Raw genomic sequence first — 23,684 nt, 5'->3', positions numbered from 1 at the left:
CCTTTATGGTTACCGGGAGTGATGACTTCGGGGAGAGGTATGCCATGACGCAGACGGCGAGTAGTGGGATCGATGAGTTGCGGGCGGCGATCGATGGGGTGGTGATTGCGCCTGGCGATTCGGCGTACGACGAGGCGCGGCGGGTGTGGAACGCGGATATCGATCGGCGGCCGGCTGTGGTGGCGCAGTGCTTGAGTGCTGAGGACGTGCGGGCGGCGGTGCTGTTCGGAGTACGGAACGGGCTGGAGATCGCGGTGCGGGGTGGGGCGCACAGCATGTCCGGGGCGTCGACCGTCGACGACGGGCTGATGATCGATGTCAGTCGGCTCAACCAGGTGACGGTCGATCCGGAAACCAAGCGGGCGGTGGCCGGCGGTGGCTCCAAGCTGGCTGAGCTGGATGCGGCTGGGCAGGAGCACGGGCTCGCGACGCCGGCCGGGGCGATCAGTCATACCGGTATCGCCGGGCTGACCCTCGGTGGCGGGATGGGGTGGTTGAGCCGCAAGCACGGGCTCACGCTCGACAACCTGCTGTCGGTGGAGATCGTGACGGCCGATGGCCAGATCCTGCGGGCGTCGGCGGACGAGAACCCTGAGCTCTTCTGGGCCGTTCGCGGGGGCGGCGGCAACTTCGGTGTGGTGACGCAGTTCGAGTTCCAGCTGCACGACGTCGGGCCGATCGTCCAGTACGGCATCCAGTTCTGGAGTTTGGAGCAGGGCGCCGAGGTACTTCGGTACGCGCGCGACCTGATCCCGACGCTGTCCCTGGATTTCAACGTCGTGATCGGTGCAATCACCGCACCACCCGCGCCCTTCCTCCCCAAGCACTACCATCACGAGCCCGGCTATGCGCTGATCGTCGTCGGGTTCGGAACGCCCGAGGAGCACGAGGCCCTACTCGACCAGATCCACGAGGCCATCCCGCCGCGGTGGGAATTTGCCACCCCGATGCCCTACACGGCTCTGCAGCAGTCGATCGACGAGCCGAACTCCTGGGGCAACCACTGCTACGACAAGGGCAGCTACCTCGAAACCCTGTCGGACGAGGCGATCGAGGTGATCACCCAGCACGTCCCGCTCAAGTCGTCGCCACTCTCGAACGTCCTGTTCTACCGGCTGGACGGCGCCTACTCGGAGGTCGGCGAGGACGAGACCGCCTTCGCCGGTGGCCGCTCGCCGCGGTACGCGGTCTTCCTCGTCGCGATCGCGCCGGTGCCTGAGTTGCTGCCCGGCGATCGCGCCTGGGTCCGGGCGTTCTGGGATGCGCTGCAGCCGCACACGCTCGGGATCGGCAGCTACGTCAACGCGATGGCCGAGAACGACTACGACCGGGTCAAGGCGTCGTACGGCGAAGCGAAGTACGCGCGGCTGGCGAAGATCAAGGCGCAGTACGACCCCGGCAACGTCTTCCACCGCAACATGAACATCCTGCCGGGCTAGATGGAGGCTGCTCCGTCGATGACCAGCACCTGGCCGTTGATGTTGGTCTGGTCGAGCAGGAGCATCCGGACGACCGGTACGACCTCCTCCGGCTCGGTCAGATGGCCGGTGGGGGTCCGCCGGACGATCTGGTCGAGCTGGGTCTGGCCGAGCACCGCGGACATCTCCGAGGCGAAGAAGCCAGGGGCGACGGAGTTGACCAGCACCCGGCCACCCAGCTCGCGAGCCATCGACCGGGTGGCCGCGTCCATGCCGCCCTTCGTCGCGGAGTACGCGACCAGTCCCGGGTAGCCGCGTTGTGCGCAGATCGAGGTCACGTTGACGATCCGGCCCTTCAGGCCCTTGGCGAGCAGCCGGCGCAGGACGAACCGGGTGAGGACGAGCGGCGAGGTCAGGTTGGTCTGGATGATGCCGGCGAGCTGCTCGGCCGAGGTGTGCACATGCAGCGAGTCCTGGCCGACGGCGGCGTTGTTCACCAGCCCGTCGATCGGGCCGAGCTTCTCCTCGACCTCTTTGACGAACGCCTGCGTCGCCTTGGCGTCGTTCACGTCGACCGAGCCGACGTGCAGATCGTCGGGGTACTTCGTCGCCAGCGCCGTCAGCTCGGCGGTCACGGTCCGGGCGAACGCGGCGACCTTCACGCCGGACGCCAGCAGGTCGGTGACGATCGCCAGGCCCAGCCCGCGCGAACCACCGGAGACCAGCACCACCGAGGACGGCGGCACTGCAGTCGGCTCAGACATCGCTTTTCAACGTCTCCTTCTGCGGGATCTCATCGAGCAACTTGATCCGCCGCGGTACGCCGTAGTCCGGCAACCGGTGCGAGCACCACTGGACCAGATCGTCGGCGGTGATCGGCCCGAGATTCGGATTGGCCACTACCTCGGCCGCGACCATCCGGCCGACCAGCGGCGCCTTGCGCGCGAAGACCCGTGCCCAGGCGACGCCCGGGTGAGCCAGCAACACGCTGCGGACCACGCCGGCCGAGACCTTCGAGCCGCCGACGTTGATCTCATCGCTGTCGAGCCGGCCGGTGATCAGTACCCGGTCGTCGACGAACTCGACCCGGTCCCCGGTATGGACCGCGCCGTCCATTCCCGCGCCGTGGTGCGGAGAGGCGATGACGAGCTCGTCGCCGGCGACGGACAAGGCCGGCCGTTCGCCGGTGGGCTTGCGATCCAGCCAGGCCTTGGGGAAACCGGCTTTGCCGTCGTGCACGACGATCGAGGCGCCGACCTCGGACGATGCGTAGATCCAGGAGATCCGGGCCTTCGGGAAGAGTTCGCGCAGGCGGTCGAGGATCGTCTGGTCGACCGGCTCGCCGCCGAGGGTGATCTGCTCCAGCGGCACCTTGGTGAGAGCGTCGGTGTCGCGGTAGATCGTCTGGCGCCAGAAGGTCGGCGTACCGGAGGCTGCGGTGACGCCGTGCGCGGCAGCGATCGACGGCCAGATCTCGAGCTCGGACGGCTCGATCACGACCAGGCCCTGATCGGCCTGGGTCAGAGAGATCGTTACCACCTGCCACCAGGCGTAGGTGCCGGGCGAGTACGGAAGAAGCCACGTGCGCGGCTGCTGCTGGTTGGTGACGGTGGTGAGCGATTCGAGGGTGTGGCCGATGCGCGTCGGGCGGCCGGTGGAGCCCGAGGTGAGCAGCCAGGCGCGGCCGGATTCCTCCACCCGCTTGAGTTTCGCGGGCTCGACGGAGTGCTCGTCGCCTTTCGCGATCACGATCGCGAAGCCGGAGTCGGCGAGCTCCTCGCGCATGCTCAGGTCGACCCGCGAGGTGGTCGCGACGAGCAGCTCGGTCCCGTGCACGGCGTGATGCCGTACTGCGGCCAGCGCGTCGGCGCCGTTGTCGACCAGGACCGCGGCCGGCGAGGGCAGCTGCGGGAGTTTGTGCAGGGTCCGCCAGGTCACCGTCTTGCCACCGGCGACGACCTTGTTGTCGTCCCCGATCAGGGCAGTGGACCGGCGCCGCGTGGTCACGCCGACTGGAGCTGCTCGATGAAGTCCAGCACGTCGCCGACCTTGGCGATCTGGCGCAGCCCCGGCGCGTCGAAGTTCAGCTCGTCGCCGATCTCGTCCTCGACCCGCAGCGCGAGCTCGGAGAAGTCCAGCGAGCGGAAGCCGATCTCCCGCAGGTCGGCGCCGTCGTCGGCCGGCAACGTCTTGCCCTGCGCCGTCAGCACCGCTCCCATCAGGTCCCGGATCTGCTCCCGCGTCAGCTCAGCCATGACCACAGAGCCTAGCTGCTGCGGACCGGGGCCGGACACGGTCTACCTGACCTCCGGAGCCGGATCGGCGGTTGCTTCGGCAGTGGTTCGGTTCGCATCGGCGTGGGAGAGGTCCGCGGGGGTGCGGGAGAGTTTTCCGCGCAACCGCCGGAGGCGGTCCCGGATCTCCCAGCCGATCAGCGCGATCATCGGAGTGGCGGCCGCGAGCGCGGCGAGCAGGATCTCCTCGACCGGCATCCCCGCGATGTGCTGGGCAGGCATGAACGTGACCTCCCGTGCGCTGTGTGACGGACCAGGGGGCGTTCGCCTACTCAGTGTAGGCGCGTGCCGCCGCCTGGTAAACGGCTCATACACTGAGACCCGTTTGCCGGTGCTGTTGTGACAGTTGTTGTGAAATGGCAGGAAACTTTTCGTCGTCCGGGGCTCTCTTCCGTGTGCGAGGACGCGACCGAGAGGACATGTATGACGAGACCAGGACGGGCGATGGGGCTTGCCTCGCTGGCGAGCCTGCCGGTACTACCGCTCGCTTGGTTCATCGCGCTGCAGGACCACAAGCCGTGGATGTCGATCGCCTACCTCGGCTACCTGCTGCTGGTGATCGCCGTCCCCGGCACGCTGTTCTGGCGCCGGCTGACCGGTGGTACCGGCTGGTTCGCCGTCGACGCCGTGCTCGGCACTTCGTTCGGCCTGGCCGTCGAGGCACTGATCTACCCGGTCGGCCGGTACTTCGACATTCCGCTGGCGGCCCTGCTGATGCCGGCACTCGCGTTCGGGGTCTACCGCGGCGTACCGCGAAGCAAGCTGCCGGTGAAGGCGACGCCCTGGTGGGCGATGGCCGGTGTGATGGTCGCCGTCGGTGTCGTCGCGGCCTGGTTCGTCCGGGTCGGCTCGCAGCTCATCCCGATCGACGGACCGGCAGCACTGCGGTCCGACTCGGATGCAGCGCGCAACTTGTCGCTGGCCGGTGAGCTGGCTCATCACTTCCCGCCGCAGATCCCCTACGCGTCCGGGCGGCCGCTGACGAGCCACTTCGGCGTCTACGACCACCTGGCGTCGGCACACTGGATCACCAGCATCGAGCTCGACGTACTGACTCAGCGGATGGCGCCCTTCGCCTTCCTCCTCCTGACGGTGCTCGGCGCGGCCGCGGTCGGCGTAGTACTGACTGGCCGCTCGGTGGCGGCTCCGATCGGCGCTGGGCTGACTGTGGCTGCCGGGGATCTCGCTGCCTGGCCGTGGGCGGTCGACGCGCGGCTGTTCAACGACAGCCCGTTCTCGATGGGCTGGCTGACCAATCCGTCGCAGTCGTTCTCCACTGTGCTGATGCTGCCGCTGATAGCGGTCACTGCGATGCTGCTGCGGCGCAAGCCCACGCAGACGCGGGCACAGGTCATCGGCATGCTGGTGGCGGCCGGGGTGCTCATCGCGGCGATCTCTGCGACCAAAGCGTCCGCACTACCCGTGTACGCCGCTGGGCTGGCTGCCGCGTGGGTCTACCTCACCGTGCGAGCCCGCCGCCTCAACCTGCGTGCTCTGGCTCTCGGGGTTGGCGTTGCGGCCTGCTATGGCTTCACCTTCCTCGTCGTACTGCGGGGGAAGCCGTCCGGTATCGAGTTCCACCCGGCGCGGACCTTCCGGCACATGATGGACGTGATGACGGCGCGGCACACCACTGCTGCGTTGGTGGTGATCGCAGTGGTTGTGGTGCTCGGGTGGCTGCTGCCTGCTGTGGGTGCGGTGTTGATCCGGCGGCGGGTGCCTCGCGATCCGATGGTGCTGTTGCTGCTGGTCGGGCTGGTCAGCTCGGTGGTCGCGACGGGGTTGCTGTACGACAGTGGGCAGACGCAGGTGTTCTTCGTGCGTACCGGCTTCATCTACGGCGTGCTGCTTGCGACGTGGGGGCTGGGATCGCTCGAGCGGAAGCAGTATTACGTTGCCGCGCCGGGGTTGCTGATCGGAGCAGCGGCGATCTACTGGGGTCGCTATCGGTCGGAGGACTCGTGCACCGGCGCGAACTGCTTCGGGCAGCCGCTGGTGGTCGCGATGGTCATCGCGGTGATCGGGGTCGGCGTTCTTTGCTTGCTGTTCCGGTTGAAGCGGCAGCTGTGGGCAGTGGTCGCGGTGGCGGTCGTGCTCGGGTTGACGGTGTCGCCGACGCTGGGGTCGCTGAAGGAGTTCGCGTCGCCTGCGCTGACGGCGTACGAGTCGATCGCGCCGGGCGGGATCGAGGCGGCGCGCTTCATCCGGCGCAACTCCGGGCCGGGCGATCTGATCGCCACCAACGTCCACTGTCGCGAGGCGGGGGTCGATCGCTGCCTGACCGGGTCGTACTGGATCGCCGGGTACGCCGAGCGGCGGGTGCTGGTCGAGGGCTGGGCGTACACCCAGCGGGTCGACGACAGCTACGCGGCGGACGAGAAGGTCCAGGGCAGGTTCTGGAACCCGGAGCGGCTCCGGCTCAACGACGAGGCGTTCACCACGCCGACGCGCGAGGTCCTGGAGACGCTGCGCACGCAGTACGGCGTCCAATGGCTGCTGTTCGACGAGCGCCTCGCCACCCCGCCCGTAGCCCTGGAACGCCTAGCAGAACTCCGCTTCCACTACGGCACAGTCCGCGTCTACCAGCTCTACCCCCGCCCCACCAGCTCCACTCCCTGCCCCACCCAAACCCCCTTCCCCACCGGCACCCAAACCCCCGCCGGCCAACCATCCACGCCCGGCAGCTTCCCAACCACCCCAGGCGGCTTCCCATCCTCGCCAGGTGGTTTCCCCACCTCCCAACCCCCGAGCGGCCTGCCCTCCTCCCAACCCCCGGGCACCTTCCCGACGTCACAGCCGACTGGCGGCCTCCCGTCGTCCCCGCCAACCACCATTCCCTCCCGACCAGCCGGCGGCGCCGCCCCGGCAGCACCCACGAGCACCGCTCCGACCCAACCAGTCAACGACGCCGCCCCGGCAGCACCCACGAGCACCGCTCCCTCCCGACCGGCCGGCGGCGCCGCTCCGGGGGCACTCAGGAGCACCGTTCCCACTCAACCGCTTGCCAGCTCGCAGACTCCCGGTCTCCCGCTGTCTCCGTCGACCGGCGGACTCCCGCCGTCGCAGAGCGGCTTCCCGTCCACGCAGCCAACCGGCCAGCCGACGTCCCAGCCACCCGGCACCTTCCCCACGTCGCCGACCCCTGGCGGTTTCCCCTCGTCGCAGACGCCTGGCCTTCCCACCGGCACGCAGACGCCGGGTGGGACACCGTCGCCGAACCCGTGCGCGTCTCAGCCCGGAGGCTTCCCGAGCCAGCCGCCAAGCCAGACTCCCGGCGGCTTCCCGACCTCGCAGACACCGGGCGGGCTCCCGTCCTCGCAGCCGACCGGCACCTTCCCCACCTCACAGCCGACCGGCCTCCCCACCGGGAGTCAAACCCCCGGCGGCTTTCCGTCATCCCCGCCGCCCAGCGGTGCGCCGTCATCCACCTTCACGCCGCCAACTCCCCCAACCAGCCCCCACCCCTAACCCGCAACCTCCCCACCCCGAAGTTGGCCAGCCGATCCTCGCCGAAGCCGGCCGGCCGGCCCCCCATCTCAGGGGTTAACCCCGCACTTGGTGGGTTGCCCCGCCGGAATCTCGCGGGGCAACCCACCAGCTCGGGGGTCAACCCCTCAAACGCCTTCCGGGGGCGTCGGCCCGGGGCGGGGCTGGGAAGGTTGGGTGGCTGCGGCGCCGTCTCGGGGGTTGACCCCCGAGATGGTGGGTTGCCTGGCGAGATTCTGATGGGGCAACCCACCATCTGAGGGGTTAACCCCTCAGATGCGGTCTGAAGGGTTAACCCCGCAGGTGCGGTCTGAGGGGGTGGGCGCTAGCCGAGGGTTGGGATCGGGAGGCTTTGGTTTGAGGCTCGGTCCAGGGCGGTTACGGAGTAGAGGTAGTGGTGGCCCGTTGCGGCGGTGGTGTCGACGTAGGAGTTGCCGCGGAGGGTGGTGAGGAGGTTGCGGGCGTCTGTGTCGGCGCACCAGTCGCCAGCGGTCAAGTCGCGGCGGTAGATCGCGTATGACGTGCTGTCGCCCGAGGTCGCCTTCCACTGCAGGGATACGCCGGCCGACGTACGGGTCGACCGCAGTGCGTGCACCGGCAGTGGGGGTCGTGAATCCAGGGAGGGCATCGCGGGGATCAGTGCCGGGCGCGTGTACCAGTTGTTGTTGAGGAGGGTTGTCGCCCCGAGCCGATCCGCCCGGACATCCTTGGCAGAGAAGTAGATGTCGCCCTTCACCTCCGGCACTGTGCTGTTGAACGCCAGGTGATCGCTCAACTCGGCCGGGTCCGACCAGTCCGGCGACTGCGTCGAAGTACCGACCTTGTACGTGGCCTGCCCGATGTACAGATGCACGTCAGTACCGCGCACCTGCTCGGCCCACCACGGCACGATCTTGTTGTAGTCGGCCGGCGCGAACCCACCCGCCCAGTAGACCTGCGGCACGATGTAGTCGATCCACTCCTCCCGCACCCACCGCCGCGTGTCAGCAGCCAGATCGTCATAGGTCTGTACGCCGGCAGTGGTGTCCGACCCCAGCGGATCCGTCCCCTTGTTCCGCCACACCGCGAACGGCGAGATGCCGAACTTCACCCACGGCTTGGCCGCCTTGATCCGCTGCTGGATCTCCTGGATCAACAGGTTGATGTTGTTCCGCCGCCACTCGGCCACAGTCAGGAAACCCGCCCCGTACTGCGCATAGGTCGCCGCATCGTCGAACACCTGACCAGCAACCGGATACGGGTAGAAGTAGTCGTCGAAGTGCACCCCATCAAGGTCGTAATTGACGACCGCGTCCATGATCGCGTCCTCAACCAGCTTGCGCGCAGCCGGGATGCCCGGGTTGTAGTAGAGCTTCCCGCCATAAGTCACCACCCAGTCCGGATGCAGCCGCGCCGGATGCGTCGGGATCAGCGCGTTGAGGTTGGTCCCCATCGAGAGCCGGTACGGGTTGAACCACCCATGCAGCTCCAGGTTCCGCTTGTGCGCCTCGGCGACCGCGAACGCCAGCGGGTCATAGCCAGGGTCCCCACCCTGCGTACCGGTCAGGTACTGCGACCACGGCTCGACCTTCGACGGCCAGAAGGCGTCTGCGGTCGGGCGGATCTGCAGGATGACCGCATTGTGGTGCTGCCGGACCGCGTCGTCGAACCAGCCGAGCAGTTCGGCCTTCTGCTGCTCCGGGGTCAGCCCGGTCCGCGACGGCCAGTCGATGTTCACCACGGACGACACCCAACTCGCGCGGAACTGGCGCAGGGGCGTCGCCGGGTTCGGAGTACAGGTGCTGTCCGGAGCCGGTGGCGCCGCTGTCGCAGTACTGGTGAGGGCACCGGCCACCAGACAGGCTGATGCGCCGAGAAGGCCGAGGATCCGCCAGGCTCTCATGTCATTCTCCGACCGATTGTCCAAAAGAAGTCGAAAAATAGTTACACAGTTGGGCCGGGTGCAGAAGAGGTCGGTACGGTTGGGCCATGCTGCGCCAGGCCACGGACGAGGACGTCGACACCATCCGGGCACTGCGCAACCAGCAGGCCAACCGCGACGTCAGCATCACCACGCACGAGATCTCGGCCGAGGAGCACGCCGGCTGGTGGGCCAAGACGAGCGTCGACCCGAGCCGCCGGGTGCTGATCTACGAGCGCGACGGCCGGACCGCCGGCGTGGTCAACTTCTTCGATCTCGATGCCGGTACCGGCGCTTGGGGATTCTTCCTCGACGCCGACGGGCTGGCCGAGACCGGCGAGACGCTGCCCGCCTGGATCGAGGTGATGAAGGAAGCCACCGGCTACGCCTTCGACACCCTCGGCCTCGACGAGCTGACCGGCGAGGTGCTCGAGCACAACACCGTCGTCCGGCAGATGAACCGCCGCTTCCGCTTCACCGAGGGCGAGCCGGAGCTCCGGTACGCCGACGGCCGCGAGCTCACCGTGATCCCGATCAAGCTGTCCGAAGCCGACCGGCGCAAGCCGAAGGAGACCCGATGAGCGCCACCCGCACGATCGACTTCGGCGGCGTCCCGATCGGCCCGGAGCACCGGCCGTTCGTGATCGCGGAGATGTCCGGCAACCACAACGGTGACTTCGAGCGGGCCAAGGAGATCGTCCGCGCGATGGGCGACACCGGCGTCCAGGCGCTGAAGCTGCAGGCCTACACCGCGGACACGATGACGCTCGACGTCGACCTGCCCGCGTTCCGGCTGCCGGGCGACCACAAACTGTGGGCCGACCGCCACCTGCACGAGCTGTACGAAGAGGCGCACACGCCCTGGTCCTGGTTCGAGCCGCTGTTCGAGCTGGCGAACTCGCTCGGCATGGTCGCGTTCGCGTCGCCGTTCGACCAGACCGCGATCGACCTGCTGGAGAAGCTGGACGTCCCCGGCTACAAGGTCGCGTCGAACGAGATCGGCGACCTGCCGCTGGTCCGGGCGATGGCGGCGACCGGGAAGCCGATCATCATCTCCACCGGCTCGGCGACGCTGACCGACATCGACGCGGCCGTCCGCGCCGCCCGCTCGACCGGGAACGAGCAGATCGTCGTCCTGTCCTGTACCGCCAGCTATCCGGCGCCCGCCGACCAGTCGAACCTGCGCGGGATTCCGGTACTCCGCGACGCGCTCGGCGTCCAGGTCGGCCTGTCGGACCACACGATGGGCATCGGCGCCTCGATCGCCGCGGTGGCCCTCGGCGCGACCGTCATCGAGAAGCACGTCACCCTGTCCCGCGACGACGGCGGCGTCGACTCGGCGTTCTCGCTGGAGCCGCACGAGGTCAGGGCCCTGGTCGAGGGCACGACCATCGCCCACGAGGCCCTCGGCGAACCGGTCATCGGCCCCAAGCAGGCCGAGCAGAACGTACTCCGCTTCCGCCGCTCCCTCTACGTCACCCGCGACGTGAAAGCCGGCGAGCACGTCTCCCCCGACAACGTCCGCTCGGTGCGCCCCGCCGGCGGCCTCCAGCCCGACGCGTTCTCCACCGTCGAGGGCCGGCCGTTCCGCACCGACGCCACCGCCGGCACACCACTGACCTGGGATCTTCTGTAAGAAGGGCTTTTCGTGCTCGTTTCAGTTGTCGTGCCGTGTTATCGGTCGGGGGCGACTCTGCCGCGGCTGGTCGAGGATCTGGTGCAGGTGCTGCCGGGCGCGACGACCGGGTTCGAGATCGTGCTGGTGGTGGACGGGAGTCCGGACGACACCTGGCAGGTGGCCAGTGAGCTGGCCAACAAGTACGGCGAGGTGCGGGCGATGCGGCTGGCCCGGAACTACGGGCAGCACAATGCGTTGATCGCCGGCGTGCGGAACGCCCGGTACGAAGTCGTCGTCACGATGGACGACGATCTGCAGCATCCGGCCGATCAGGTGCCGGTGTTGTTGCGGGCGCTGACGGATGACGTCGACCTCGTGTACGGCGTACCGGCCGAGGAGGAGCACGGGTTCGCGCGGAGCTTCTCGTCGCGGCTGGTGAAGGGGGCGCTGGCGTCCGCGATGGCGGTGCGGGACGCGCGGTCGATCAGCGCGTTCCGGGCGTTCCGTACCTTCCTGCGCGACGGGTTCGACGGGCTGGACGGGCCGCACGCCTCGGTCGACGTCGCGTTGTCGTGGTCGACGACCCGGATCGCGCAGACGACCGTACGGATGGAGCCGCGCGCGGCCGGCCAGTCGAACTACACGACCTGGATGCTGATGAAGCACTCGCTGACGCTGATCACCGGGTACTCCGTTGAGCCGCTGCGGCTGGTCGGCTACCTCGGATTCATCTGCGCGGTGTTCGGCGTCGGGCTGTTCGGCGTGATCATCGTCAAGTACGTCACCGGCGCGACGACCGTCGCCGGGTTCACCACGATCGCGTCGATGGTCGCGCTGTTCTCCGGCGCGCAGATGCTCGCGCTCGGCGTACTGGGTGAGTACGTCGGCCGCCTGCACTCGGGGTCGATGGGCCGGCCGACGTACGTGATCCGCGAGCGCACCGACGTGGACGCCCATCCGGACATCAAGCGTGAGGCTGACTGACCATGGAGTACCTGCTGTTCCCCGGCCGCCATCACGTCCTGACGCGGTACCAGGCCGAGTTCCTGCGCCGGTACGACGCGACGATCGTCTGGGCCGTGACGTCGGCCAACCACCACACCACCAAGCGCAACCCGGTGCCGTTCGACCGGCGCGAGGCCGCGATCGAGCGGCTCAGCGTGGCGGTCGGGATCCGGTCGCTGGTGATCGGCGTGGTCGACACCCCGCCGACGGACGACTTCGCCGACGTCACCATCAAGGCGGTCGAGGCCGGTACGGACGACGAGGTGCAGCTGGATCCGTCGAACACGGTCGTCGCGTGCTCGACGGTGGAGGTCGCGAAGCTTTACGAGCAGCTCGGGTACCAGGTGATCGGGGTGGAGCCCGAGGACGAGCCGCGCCCCTGGGACGTGCTGTTGATGGTTGCCGCTGGCAATGACGACTGGCGCAAGCTGGCGCATCCGGCGACTGTCGATGTCTTCGATCGCTATCGGCTGGACGCGCAGATCCAGCGCTGCGTCAACGACCCGGTGGTCGGGGATGACGGTGGGCTGACCACCACGCGCGACTACAAGACCTACGCGGACGCGTTCGAGACGGCGGCCGACCGGAAATGGGAGCAGATCAAGGACTTCGTCCGGCCGGGGCGCATCCTCGACATCGGGTGCGCGACCGGTGCGACGCTGCAGCTCGTCGACGCGGATCCGCGGTTTCATGAGTCGGACCTGATCGGGGTCGAGGTCGCGCGGCACTTGTACGCGGAATGCGTGCACAAGAAAGAGCAGGGGCTGTTCCACAACCCGAACGTGTACTTCTACCAGCGCAACATGCTCGGCTCGGCGGTCTTCCCGGCGCGCTCGATCGACACGACGCTGACGTTGGCGCTGACGCATGAGATCTGGTCGTACGCCGCTGGGTCGCGGCCGGCGACCGTGCAGCGGTTCGCGGACGCGCTCTATGCGCATACTGCGCCGGGTGGGGTTTGGGTCAACTCTGATGTGTGCGGACCTGGGGAGCCGGAGCGGAGCGTAGTACTGGCTCTGGATGACAGTGATGGGGCCAATCCGGGTGAGCCTGTCGAGTTGGAGGCGCTGCATGACCCGGCGGGCTACATCTCCGGGTTGTCGACGCGGGCACGGTTCTTCCAGTTCGCGCAGGACTTCCGGCGGAATGCTTCGGTGCCGTTCGAGTATGTCGAGCGGGACGGGAAGCTGGTGCTGCGGTTGGCGGATGCGATGGATTTCCTGACGCGCAAGGACTATGTGGACAACTGGTTGAGCGAGACGCATGAGCAGTTCTGCGGACTCGACTTCGCCGGCTGGTCGGCGGTCGCGAAGCAGGCCGGTTTCACCATCGACCCGGCGTCGAAGGCGTGGCGCAACGACTGGGTGATCGACAACCGAATCGCGCCGGTCGCCTCAATCAGCACGGTGACCGGCGAGGCCGTCGACTGGCCGGACACCCACCAGCTATTGATCGCCAAGCGCTAGAACCTGTTGCCGAGCTTCTTCTTCAGGCGGCGCTTGACCTTGTAGGCGAACTTACGCGGGTTGCGGATGAGCGCCGCCTTGCGGATCAGCGTGGCGGCGGCGAAGGCGCGGGAGTTGCGGAAGCGGGTGCGCTCGGCGTTGATCTTCTGCACCTGGAGCCGCATCTCACGCAGCCGCGTCTCACGAGTCTTCAGCGCCTTGTCCCGGAAGCCCAGCGTCCGCTCCAGCCCGAAGACATGCCCCTGCAACTCGAACAGCTCATGCTTGGCCCGCTCAGCATCAGCCAACGCGGTCCGTACGTCGGGAGCCTGGCTCTCCACCTTGCCCAGCGCAGCCGACAGCCCCGCAGCCAACTCCTTGCCCCGAGCAACATCCTCGGCAGCACCGCCCGACATGGCCAGCCAGGTGGTGAGCAAGTCATCCCCCACCATCCACGGCGGCCACGGGTGACGCCGATGCGCGCCGATCAACCGCTCATGGAACCGCGCCCAAGCAGCAGCAAGCAACTCACCCCGCCCACCCTCAGCAACCCACCCGGACACCCCGAACTCAAAGGAGTCTCCGTCGATGGTCACGTCGTCCCACCGAAGCAACACCTGACCAGGCTGCGCCAAGGCCCACTCGCCAAGGCGCCCAGCCAGCTCGCGGAAAGCCGGTACGTCCTCAGCCGCCGCCAACCGGAAGAGGACGGTCTCAACGCTGGTCCCGCCGGAAACAACGGGGGGGATGGTGGCGTGGTCGAAGAGGACACCACGCGCTGAGCGACCAGGAGGTTCAGGCTGGTCAGCCTCGTCTGGGGTCTCGGACTGCACGACGGAGGTCGCCCAGTCCGTGGGCGCCGAGGCGCTGGCCGGAGCGGTGGTCGCATCTGCCGAGGTCGTCGGCGTGCCGGGCGTGGCTGCCCCCGGGGTGGCCAGGGTCGCCGATGGCGCGAGGGCCGGGGTGGATGTCAGGACGGCTTGGCCGGCGGGGCCGGTGTGGGCGTAGATCGCGCTGTGGTTGGTGGTGCTGGTGATTGCCAGCCAGCTGGTCGCTGTTGAGGCGAGGAGGCCCGCTCGGGCTGCTGTTTCTGCTGCCTCGGCGATGGGGGCGAGGAGCGGAACGTCGCTGGACTCCAGTGCTTCTACTGCGAGGCGGGTGGGGAGGGTGCCGGGGCGGGCGGAGGCGGCTACGTCTGCTGCTAGCAGGGTGCCGTTGTAGGAGGCGTAGACGGATTGGAGGGGTAGGCCGGCTCGGGCTAGTTCGGAGGCTAGTTGGACTGCGGAGACTGGGCGGGTGGGGTCTTCGTGGAGGGGGTGCCAGTCGTCGTCGCCGTGGCGGTTGGTGGGGAGGCGGCTGTCTAGGAGGTTGGTGAGGGAGAACTCGTTCTCCAGGCCCAGGACCACGACGGTAGTGGGGGTGCAGAGGGTGGCCAGGGCGTCGAGGCGCTGGGGCCAGGTGAGGTCGGGGCTGTCGTAGCCGAGGACCCGGTCCAAGCCGTCCACGGCGACGACCGCCTCGTACGTCGCGCCGGCGACCGCTTCGTGCGTCGTACCGGGGAGGCCGTCGAGGGCGCCTGCGATGACCTGCAGGTCGGGGAATTGTTCCGAGAGCGAGGAAGCGTCCGAGACGGAGCGGACGAGCATGGTCGTCGTGGAGGATTTCGAGACGACGAGGGAGACGAGGTCGGCCGTGTGGGGGCCGAGGATCAGGGTGCGTGCCCCAGCAGGCAGTACGTCGTTCAGCAGGGTCCGGAGTACCGGTCCCCCGACAGCCCCACGCTTGCCGTTGTAGTCGCTCCACGGCTGCATCTCACCGCGAACCACCTCGACGGCCAGCTGGTTGTCAGACACGCTCTCTCCAATCGAACAACATCCGCAGTTCGGCGGGCGGCATCATCCACGGCACGCCGAGTTCCAGGTCGGTGGTCGCCCGCGCGGCCGCCAGGTCGATCTCCTTGCCCAGCATCTCCGGCCACAGGCGCGCGATCCGCGCCTCGCCGCCGAACAGCGGGTTCTCGCCCGCCATCTGCATCGGATCGCCGTAGACGGCCGGCTCGCAACCTGCCGCGATCCCGTAGAACACCGCGGTAGACAGCCGGTTCGCCGCCACCCGCTTGTGCTTGCGCAACTCCGCGAGCTGCTTGTAGAGGAACCGCGGATCGGTCCCCTCGTAGGAGAATCCGCGCCGCCCGAAGGACACCACCCGGAATCCCGCGTCTTCGTACGAGCGGCGAATCTCCGGCCGGTCGTACTCCGTGTAGTACAGGCTGAACGTCACCGGCCCCGGCTCGGTCTCCCGGATCTCGTCGATCAAGCGCTTGTGATCGCCCTCGATCTTGCCGCCTTCCCAACCATGGAAGAGGAACCACAAAGTCCCCTCCCGCTCCTCCTCCGGCACGACGCCGAGCGAAGGCTCGAGGTCCAGCAAGTACAGGAACGGCGCCCCGATGCTGTGGTAGTTCCGACGCCCCAGCGCATGCCCGCGCCGCCGCACAGCGTCACTCCAGGTGAACCGCCAGGCGCCGTCGTAGAACTCATGCACCGGGTTCCAGCCGTCGCCGATGTTCCAGCCGTGCTGGAGGTAGCCGCGCAGGCGAGGCGGGTACGCATCGTCCAGCCCGGCGTACCGCGCCAGGATGTGCGCTTGCCCGTAGTAGTGATTGTGGTGATGCATCAGCGAACCTCGACGTGAAGAGTGCCTGCGTGCGGCCGCACACCCAGCATGTGGCCATTCTGCTCGATCACCAACGGCAACCGGCTGGCCAGGAACGGCTCACACTGCACAGCCTGCGCCGAGCCATCGGCGGCGACTGCGAAGAGCACCCAGTCCGCCAAGCTGGCCAGCGGATCGACGGCATGCGCGACCGGGTTCTCCGGGACCAGCGCCGGCAGCTTCACCGACGCCGTCCACTGCCCGTCCGACAACGCGCTCCGGCAGGCCACATCCAGGTGATCGTCGGAGTCATCGATGTACCGCCGCCAGCTGAAGCTGTGCGTGACATCGGTCAACGGCCCACTGATCCGCAATTCATTGCTCTCAGCAACGATCAGCGCCCGCTCGGCGACCAGCCGGGCCGGCCCCTCGTGCAGATTGACGTAGCCGCCGGTCGACCGGGTCAACGAGACCAGCCGGCCTTGCTCCAGGTGATTGACGGCCTGGTCCTCGGCTGTCCACAACAGCAGCTTCTCGGTGCCATCACTGCCCACCATCCGGAACGCCCAGGTGGTCCGCTGCGTGAACGGGTCGTCCGGGTTCGTCTCCGCGATGATCGGCGCATAAGGAATCCGGACGCTGAACCGCCGGTCGCTCGACAGCTCGACCGACAGCACCTGGTCCTGCCCGGACAGCGGCCTGGTCAACTGCAGTTGCGGGTTGTCGAGGGCGGCGGGCACGCGGCCCCGCAGTACCAGGGCGTCTTCGAACTGGTCGACGGACGTCAACCGGCAAGGGTCGACCATCCGGCGCAGGACGAAGGCCCCATCTGCGCCAGGCCCGGGCTGCACCCAACTGTTCGCACAGATCCAGTTGCCAGGCGGCCACCCCGGGCTGCCCGCCTTCTGCCCCCGTAGCTTGCCTTCCCTCCGTGCCTTCCCGGCCCGCATCCGTACGGCGAAATGCCCCGGCGCCCCCGTCTCGGACAGCCTGGCCAGCAACGGCTTGTCGAGGTGCACCTCGAACCCGACCATCGCCGTGTCCCCATGCGAGTCAGTCGCCTCGAACCGCCGTACCACCAAAGGCGTCTCGGCCCCATCGACCACCAGCGCGATCCGCACCGCCGACGACGCGGCGTCCGTCGCCAGATGCCGGATCTCCGCGGTGCCCTTGATCGCCAGCCCGCCATCTCGCCAGGCGACGTCCTGGACCGTGGTCGCGAGCGTCAGCTCCCGGGCCGGCAACTGGTAGAGCGACCGCGGGATCGCCGTGTTCGCCTCGTGTACACCCGGATAGTTGTGCTCGAACTGCCGCCGCCGACCCGGCTTGGGCAGCGCCCGGGCGCCGCCACGCAGACCGCCTTCGTTGCGGAAGTGCGCCAGCCGCCGAAGCAGCTCGACATCCCCGGCCCGCAGCGCAGCATGCTGCAGCCGGTCGTACCCATGAGCACGCGTGAGCACCGAGCGATCCAGCCGCTCCAGGAACCTGGAGGCGAGCAGCACCAACTCCTGCTCCTCCGACTCCGGCACCGCGCCGAAGGCCATCATCAGCGTCAGCATGTCGATCTGGGTGAAGTGCGAGTGCACCCGCCGCCGGATCTCGCCCAGCCCGGGGCCGCCGGAGTCGATCAGGTCCAGCACCAGCTCGGCAGACGTCACCCGGTCGGCCAGGTTGCCGAACTGGAACTTCTGTTGCGTGATCGATTCCCCAGACTCCCGCTCGCGCCAGTAATAGACCGGTGCGGCGATCGCGTCGACGGTGACCGCGTCCAGGTGGGCCTGCAGGGTGACCGGGTAGTCCTCGTACCGGATCGCGGGGAACTCGTACCCGTGCTCGTCCCAGAAGGATCGCCGGTAGACCTTGTTCCAGATCATCCGGTCGAGAATCAGGTCGGGTGTCTCGATCACGTGGGTCGCGATCCGGTCCTTGGCGAACGGCAGCCGGTGGATCCATGACGGCCGGACGCCGGCGCTGTTGTTGAACCGCCGCGCGTTGCCGCCGGCCAGGCAGGAGCCGGTCTCGTCGAGGGTCCGGATCAGCCACTCGAACCCGTGCCGGCTGACCAGGTCGTCGCTGTCGACGAAGGTCAGGTAGTCGCCCTGGGCCTCCCGTACGCCGGTGTTGCGGGCCGGCCCGAGCCCCTGGTTGTGCTGCTCGACGATCCGGAACCGGGCGTCCCGCTCGCAGAAGTCCTTCGCGATCGCGGCGCTGTCGTCCGGCGACCCGTCGTCGACCAGGATCGCCTCGAAGTCGGCGAAGGTCTGCCGGGCGATCGACTCGAGGCAGTCCCCGATGTACTCCCCGACGTTGTAGAACGGCACAACCACGCTCAGCCGCGGCGTCACAACTGCTTCTGTCTCCTCGGCTCAGTTCAGGTTCGGTTCGTCATGCTAGCAGTAACCGATCGGCTACTAAGTGCACTGTCAGCAGGGTGTGGACAGGCTCGAAACCGTAGCGCGCCCAAGCGCGCTGGACACCGGTGTTATGCCCCTGAGTGGAGATCACCAACCGTCGGGTCGTGCTCGCATCCTCTACCGCGGCCAGCAGATGCCCGTACCTCCCGCGCCCCTGCTCAGCCGGTACTACGCCAGCAAGCTGGACCTCCGTCCACGACCTCTCCTGGTCGATGGTCGCCAGCGCCAGCACTCGCCGATCGGGCCCACGCAGCACGACCGCACCCGCGTCGGCCACGCTGCGGCGGGCCCACTCCTGGTATCCGGCAAGCGCCTCGGAGCGCTTGAACAGCGGATTGGCGCAGTAGTGGTTCCCGTAGTCGCCGAAGATGTCGCCCACCAGGTCGTCCACGAGGGTGTCGTCGACTTCCTTCTCCAGGCTCGCGCTGAACCCGGCCAATGGCGCCGGGCGACGACCCTTGCCGACCGGGAGCGACCAGTAGACGAGGCTGTCGGCCAGCAGCGCCGTACGCGTCCCAGCGGCGAGCGCCGCGAACCAGGTCACCTCGCGCGCTGGATAGCGCAGGATGACGACGTCCGCCGAGGACTTGTCGACAGCGGTGAGCACCTCGTCCAGCGGCGTACCGGCGGAGGCTGACACGGAGATGCGGTCGACGGAGACGCCGAAACGGTTCGCCTCGTACTCACCCGGCCTGCTGGTCAGCTCGCCGGACTCCAGGGCGTCGTACCAGCTCATGCGGCAACCAGGTTGTAGGAGATGACGCCGTCGATCACACGGGCCTGCTCGTCTGACGTGAGCTGGCTGTAGAGCGGCAGCCGGACGAGCCGGTCGCTCACCCGCTCGGTGACCTCACAGCCATCGGGCCCGACCCGGCCGTAGCGTTCGCCGGCCGGTGACGAGTGCAGCGGGAGGTAGTGGAAGGGCGCACTGATGTTGAGCTCTCGCAGGTGCGCGATGAGTCCCTGCTGGTCCTCATGCGACGGCATGAGCAGGTAGTACAGGTGCGCCGGGTGCACGCACTCGGCCGGCACGGTCGGTACGCCGACGCCGCGCGACGCGGCCCAGACGGCGAGCTCCTCGTCGTACCGCTGCCAGATCGCATGCCGCGGTGCCTGAATCCGGTCGAACTGCTCCAGCTGCGCCGTCAGGAACGCGGCGAGCGGGTCGGCCGGGAGATAGCTGGAGCCGAGGTCGACCCAGCGGTACTTGTCCACCTGCCCACGGAAGAACTGGCTCCGGTTGGTGCCCTTCTCCCGGATCACCTCGGCACGCGCGACCAGGTCTGCGTCGTTGAGCACCAGCGCGCCCCCCTCGCCGCAGTGCACGTTCTTGGTCCCGTGGAACGACTGCGTCGCCATCACCCCGAATGAGCCGAGCGGCCGACCCCGGTACGTCCCACCGAGCCCGTGCGCGTTGTCCTCGATCACTGCCAGCCCGTACTTCGCCGCGACGGCCAGCACCCCGTCCATGGCGGCCGCGACCCCGGCGTAGTGCACAACCACGATCGCCTTGGTGCGGTCGGTGACGGCGGCTTCGAGCTGGGTCTCGTCGAGGTTGAGCGTGTCCGGCCGGATGTCCACGAACACGGGCACCGCACCGCGCAGTACATAGGCGTTGGCCGTCGAGACGAAGGTGAACGACGGCATGATCACCTCGTCGCCCGGAGCGAGGTCGAGCAGCAGCGCGGTCATCTCCAGCGCATGCGTGCACGACGTGGTCAGCAACGATGCCAGCCCGCCGGTGAGCTTGGTGATCAGCTCGGTCGCCCGGGCGGTGAAAGGACCGTCTCCGGTGACCGCGGCGGAGGTGAACGACCGGCTCACGTACGCGAGCTCGTCACCCGCCAGGTACGCCTTGACGAAGGGGATCGGCGACAGCTCCGGCATAGAGCAGAAGCCTAGTCCTTCTCTTGCGCTTCGAGCGCTTCGGCATAGCTGTGGTGGCCCGGATCCTCGAGGCTGTCGTAGCCGACCAGGAACTGCGGCCGGCGCTGGCTCGATTGAAACAAGCGAGCGACGTACTCGCCGAGCAAGCCGAGGCAGAGCAGCTGGATCGCGCCGATCACGCCGACCGCGAGCACTGTCGACGTCCAGCCGGGGATGCTGTTGCCGGACAGCTTGATGATCAGCGCGCCGATCACCATCGCGAAGGACAGCAGCCCACCGAGCAACCCGAGCCAGGTGGCCAGCCGCAGCGGTGCCGCCGAGAACGCGGTCACGCTGTCGAACGCCAGCCGGAACATCTTCGTCCAGTTGTACTTCGTGACGCCTGCCGCCCGTACTGCGCGGACATACGGCACCTCGGCGCTCGGGAAGCCCAGCCACGGGATCACCAGCCGGAACACCCGGCCGTCCTCGGGCAAGCCGTTCACTGCGTCCACCACTCGCCTGGAGACGAGCCGGAAGTCGCCCGCGTCGAACGGGATCTCCTTGCCGACCAGACGGCACATCAGCCGGTAGTACATCCGGGCGGTCGTCCGCTTCGGCCAGGAGTCGCTCGAGCGGTCGGAGCGCACGCCGTACACGACGTCGACGTCCTTGTCGCGGGCAGTGGCGAGCAACTCGGCGATGACCTCGGGCGGGTCCTGCAGGTCGGCATCGATCGTGACGAGGTACTCCCCACGCGCCCTGCGGAAGCCAGCGGAGAGGGCGGCCTGGTGACCGGAGTTGCGGAGCAGCCGGACCAGGCGGAGCTGCGGCCAATTGGCCGTGGCTTCGGTCAGCAGGGCGGCCGTCTTGTCCCGGCTGCCGTCGTCGACGACCAGCACCTCGTACGAGATCCCCAGACCGTCCAGCAGTGGGTGCATCCGCTCGAAGAAGATCGGCAGCACCTCTTCCTCGTCGTACATCGGCACGACGACGGACAGAACAGGCTGGCTGGATGCCATGGAGACCTCCTTGCCGGGGAGGTTACTAGCCGTCTGCGGCACTAGGCTGCCCTGGTGGCAATCGTGACGGGCGAACCGCCCGGCAGTCTCGCCGAACGTCGGCGTGAGGCGGCCGTGCGGCGGGAGACCGCTCGTCAGCTGGAACGAGCCCGCGAGATCGAGGAGACGCGGCTCCGCGAGGCCGCCCGGATGCGGGCCCGGTCGCGGACGATGCGGTCGGTCATCCGGCCACCTCAACCAGCAGCACGCCAGGCTCCGGAGACCCTGACCGCGCGCCTGGTCAAGGCCGGCGCCGGGGTCGCTCTGGCCGTGCTGGCGATCTGGTTGATGGCCGGGCACGCGTCCGGGGACAGCATCGTGGCGCTGCTGCGGTTCTGGGTCTTCGGGCTGACACTGCCGGGCTTCATCTTGTGGCGGCTGGCCAGCCCGTTCCGGCACAACCTGGTCGAGGACGTTGCGGCCGGGTCACTGGTCGGCGTGGCCATCCTGCTGCTCGTCTACATGGGGGTTGCGCCGCTAGGGCTGCAGCAGTGGGCCTGGCTGTGGGCTGCACCCGTACTGATGGCCGGGGTGTCGGTGCCGCGGTGGCGCCGACGAGTGCTGAGCAAGGTCGAGCGCCCGATCAATCCGGTGACCGCCTGGCTCATCGTCGCCGCTTGTGCGCTGCCGCTGTACGGCACTGGGCGCTACCGGAACCTGCTGCCGGCTCCCTACACGGATGCCCGCTCCAACTCGCCTGACATGGCGTTCCACCAAGCACTGTCGGCCAGTGCGAAGTACGACTTCCCGCTGCAGGCGCCGTACGTCAACGGCGAGCAGATGGACTACCACTACTTCTGGCACCAGTTCACTGCCGCCACCTCCTGGGCTACCGGGATCGACCTCACCGACCTCGTCTACACGATCGGCTGGGTACCACTGCTGATCGCCGGGACCGCACTGATCTTCGCCCTCACCGACCGGCTCGCCCCGAGCTCGCGCTGGGCCGGTCCGCTGGCGATCGCGGTCGCCTCCATCGGCGGCACGGTCAGCGCTTATCCACAGGGCTCGCTGCTGTCCGAAGGCCTGATGAACTACGTCTGGGGTAGCCCGACGCAGAACCTCGGCGGCGCGCTGATCACCCTGCTCGCGCTCATCGGCGTCGATCTGCTGCGCGGCCGGAGTTCGCCTGGTACCTGGGTGATGTTCGTCGTCATCGCGGCGGCCGGGTCGGGGTCCAAGGCGACCGTGCTGCCGTTGATCATCTGCGGGCTCGCCCTGGTCGTCTTCGTCCGGCTCTGCTACGGCCGGCTGGCCCGATCCGCGGTGCTCATCGCAGTGGCGCTCGGCGGCATCTTCGCCGCCTCGATCGTGCTGGTCTTCGGCATGCACTCGTCGGGGCTCGCGGTGAAGCCCTGGGTGACCTTCGCCAAGATCGGCATCTATCCGCTGATCGCCGATCCGCTGCCGTCGGGGCAGTTCGACCACAGCGCGATGTGGATCAGTGGGATCACCGCCTGTCTCGGCCTGGTCCTCGGCAGCGCCGGGCTGATCATCCTCACCGGTACGGCGGCCCGCTGGTTCCGCGATCCGGGGATGATCTTCCTGGTCGGCATCTCGATCGCCGGTTTCTGCGCTATGGTCCTGACCGACCAGCCGGGGACCAGCCAGTTGTACTTCCACCGCACCGCAGTACCGGTCATCGCCGCTCTGGCCGCGGCCGGGGTGTGGATGCTGGTGTTCTGGTTCGCCGACAAGTGGTCCGATCTCGTCGTGCTCGCGTCGGTCGTCGGCGGCATCGGAGCGACCGCGGCGGCGCGGGCAATCGTCAAGGCTGACGCCAAGCCGTTCCGGCAGGCCGACGGATCGCTGCACGGGCTGATCGCTCCATGGCTGTGGACGATCGGCTTGCTGCTGCTGGTCGCCGTCGTGCTCACGGTCCTGTGGAAGCGCGGCGGGCATCGGCGGGGCCGACCGACGCGGATCGCGATGGCCTCCTTCGCGCTCGCAGGGATGGGCGCCGGCCTGTTCCTCCCGATGCAGGCCATGGCGGAGTACAAGCCGGTCGTACTGGCTCCGCAGACCGACAAGCAGCTGCTCGGGCCTTCGAGGACCCAGGCAGCTGCGGCGATCTGGCTGCGGGACCACGCGGCGCCTGGTGAGCTGATCGCGACCAATGCGCATTGCGCGAGCAAGAGCACGCTGGGCTGCGACGCCCGGCACTTCTGGATCTCGGCACTGTCCGAGCGGCACGTACTGATCGAGGGTTGGGGCTACACGAACACGCTCAACGATCTCGTTGCCGGGACCGGGATGGGCCCGAACTCGTTGCCGTTCTGGGACCAGCCCCGGCTGCAGGAGAACGACATCGTCTTCGTCGCGCCGACCCGGGACAACCTGCGGGTGCTGCGGGAGAAGTACGGCGTCCGCTGGTTGTACGCCGACCCGACTCAGACGATCGTCTCAAGCACTCTGAACAGTCTTGCCACGTTGCGCTTCAAGGCGTCGGACGCGCTCGTCTACGAACTCCCCTGAGTGATGGCGCGCCTACGCATAGGAGCCGTTCCGGCATTAGGGTGACC

At 68.2% G+C, this 23,684-nt stretch carries 18 protein-coding genes; 7 read left to right on the top strand and 11 right to left on the bottom strand.

The genetic code is table 11. The features are described 5' to 3' along the window. Window positions 1-44 precede the first annotated feature (44 nt). Window positions 45-1,439, top strand: coding sequence for an FAD-binding oxidoreductase (locus ABD116_RS10710; protein ID WP_343967554.1), 1,395 nt, complete (start codon window positions 45-47; stop codon window positions 1,437-1,439). Here the strand turns inward: ABD116_RS10710 and ABD116_RS10705 are convergent. From ABD116_RS10705 to ABD116_RS10690, 4 genes are read right to left on the bottom strand one after another with little or no spacing between them, the layout of a single operon-like run. Then, window positions 1,436-2,182, bottom strand: coding sequence for an SDR family NAD(P)-dependent oxidoreductase (locus ABD116_RS10705; RefSeq protein WP_343967552.1), 747 nt, complete (start codon window positions 2,180-2,182; stop codon window positions 1,436-1,438). The two genes, ABD116_RS10710 and ABD116_RS10705, sit on opposite strands and share 4 nt — an antisense overlap. Next, entirely contained in the window at window positions 2,175-3,425 is a 1,251-nt protein-coding gene (locus ABD116_RS10700) for an AMP-binding protein (RefSeq protein WP_343967550.1), read from the bottom strand. The genes ABD116_RS10705 and ABD116_RS10700 overlap by 8 nt, the downstream gene beginning before the upstream one ends. Further along, complete coding sequence (locus tag ABD116_RS10695; protein WP_343967549.1) at window positions 3,422-3,673, bottom strand: acyl carrier protein; 252 nt, start codon at window positions 3,671-3,673, stop codon at window positions 3,422-3,424. The genes ABD116_RS10700 and ABD116_RS10695 overlap by 4 nt, the downstream gene beginning before the upstream one ends. 42 nt (window positions 3,674-3,715) lie before the next feature. Further along, window positions 3,716-3,934, bottom strand: a complete 219-nt coding sequence (locus ABD116_RS10690; protein ID WP_343967548.1) for a hypothetical protein — start codon at window positions 3,932-3,934, stop codon at window positions 3,716-3,718. A gap of 201 nt (window positions 3,935-4,135) precedes the next feature. Between ABD116_RS10690 and ABD116_RS10685 the strand changes: the two genes are divergently transcribed. Next, window positions 4,136-7,180: a hypothetical protein gene (locus ABD116_RS10685; protein ID WP_343967546.1), complete on the top strand. Its 3,045-nt coding sequence runs from the start codon at window positions 4,136-4,138 to the stop codon at window positions 7,178-7,180. Window positions 7,181-7,523: 343 nt separating this feature from the next. Here the strand turns inward: ABD116_RS10685 and ABD116_RS10680 are convergent, their stop codons facing one another. Beyond that, window positions 7,524-9,080 carry a glycoside hydrolase family 10-like protein gene (locus ABD116_RS10680; protein WP_343967544.1) on the bottom strand — a complete coding sequence of 519 codons (1,557 nt, stop codon included), beginning with the start codon at window positions 9,078-9,080 and terminating at the stop codon, window positions 7,524-7,526. 86 nt (window positions 9,081-9,166) lie between these two features. On the opposite strand from ABD116_RS10680, the gene ABD116_RS10675 reads away from it, so the two are divergent. From ABD116_RS10675 to ABD116_RS10660, 4 genes are read left to right on the top strand one after another with little or no spacing between them, the layout of a single operon-like run. Next, window positions 9,167-9,679, top strand: a complete 513-nt coding sequence (locus ABD116_RS10675) for a GNAT family N-acetyltransferase (protein WP_343967542.1) — start codon at window positions 9,167-9,169, stop codon at window positions 9,677-9,679. Beyond that, window positions 9,676-10,734: a pseudaminic acid synthase gene (gene pseI, locus ABD116_RS10670; protein ID WP_343967540.1), complete on the top strand. Its 1,059-nt coding sequence runs from the start codon at window positions 9,676-9,678 to the stop codon at window positions 10,732-10,734. The genes ABD116_RS10675 and pseI overlap by 4 nt, the downstream gene beginning before the upstream one ends. Before the next feature lie 12 nt (window positions 10,735-10,746). Further along, complete coding sequence (locus ABD116_RS10665; RefSeq protein ID WP_343967537.1) at window positions 10,747-11,700, top strand: glycosyltransferase family 2 protein; 954 nt, start codon at window positions 10,747-10,749, stop codon at window positions 11,698-11,700. Window positions 11,701-11,702: 2 nt separating this feature from the next. Continuing rightward, entirely contained in the window at window positions 11,703-13,187 is a 1,485-nt protein-coding gene (locus tag ABD116_RS10660) for a class I SAM-dependent methyltransferase (RefSeq protein ID WP_343967534.1), read from the top strand. Here the strand turns inward: ABD116_RS10660 and ABD116_RS10655 are convergent. The 6 genes from ABD116_RS10655 to ABD116_RS10630 are packed head-to-tail and all read right to left on the bottom strand — an operon-like array spanning window position 13,184 to window position 21,123. After that, window positions 13,184-15,019 carry a hypothetical protein gene (locus ABD116_RS10655; protein WP_343967532.1) on the bottom strand — a complete coding sequence of 612 codons (1,836 nt, stop codon included), beginning with the start codon at window positions 15,017-15,019 and terminating at the stop codon, window positions 13,184-13,186. The two genes, ABD116_RS10660 and ABD116_RS10655, sit on opposite strands and share 4 nt — an antisense overlap. Further along, window positions 15,012-15,842, bottom strand: coding sequence for a hypothetical protein (locus ABD116_RS10650; protein ID WP_343967529.1), 831 nt, complete (start codon window positions 15,840-15,842; stop codon window positions 15,012-15,014). The genes ABD116_RS10655 and ABD116_RS10650 overlap by 8 nt, the downstream gene beginning before the upstream one ends. Then, window positions 15,842-18,166, bottom strand: coding sequence for a glycosyltransferase family 2 protein (locus tag ABD116_RS10645; RefSeq protein WP_343967527.1), 2,325 nt, complete (start codon window positions 18,164-18,166; stop codon window positions 15,842-15,844). The genes ABD116_RS10650 and ABD116_RS10645 overlap by 1 nt, the downstream gene beginning before the upstream one ends. A gap of 40 nt (window positions 18,167-18,206) precedes the next feature. Then, window positions 18,207-18,971 (bottom strand): N-acetyltransferase, encoded by a 765-nt coding sequence (locus tag ABD116_RS10640; protein ID WP_343967525.1) that lies wholly within the window; start codon window positions 18,969-18,971, stop codon window positions 18,207-18,209. Further along, entirely contained in the window at window positions 18,968-20,122 is a 1,155-nt protein-coding gene (gene rffA, locus ABD116_RS10635) for a dTDP-4-amino-4,6-dideoxygalactose transaminase (RefSeq protein WP_343967523.1), read from the bottom strand. The genes ABD116_RS10640 and rffA overlap by 4 nt, the downstream gene beginning before the upstream one ends. 11 nt (window positions 20,123-20,133) lie before the next feature. Next, on the bottom strand, window positions 20,134-21,123 hold the full coding sequence (locus tag ABD116_RS10630) for a glycosyltransferase family 2 protein (protein ID WP_343967521.1): 990 nt from the start codon (window positions 21,121-21,123) through the stop codon (window positions 20,134-20,136). 54 nt (window positions 21,124-21,177) lie between these two features. On the opposite strand from ABD116_RS10630, the gene ABD116_RS10625 reads away from it, so the two are divergent. Then, window positions 21,178-23,637, top strand: a complete 2,460-nt coding sequence (locus ABD116_RS10625) for a hypothetical protein (protein ID WP_343967519.1) — start codon at window positions 21,178-21,180, stop codon at window positions 23,635-23,637. Window positions 23,638-23,684: the final 47 nt, after the last annotated feature.

It is taken from the genome of Kribbella koreensis, assembly GCF_039525325.1.
Lineage (GTDB): Bacteria > Actinomycetota > Actinomycetes > Propionibacteriales > Kribbellaceae > Kribbella > Kribbella koreensis.
The sequence above is the reverse complement of the archived record's forward strand: the minus strand, read 5'-3'. Positions and strand labels throughout refer to the sequence as shown.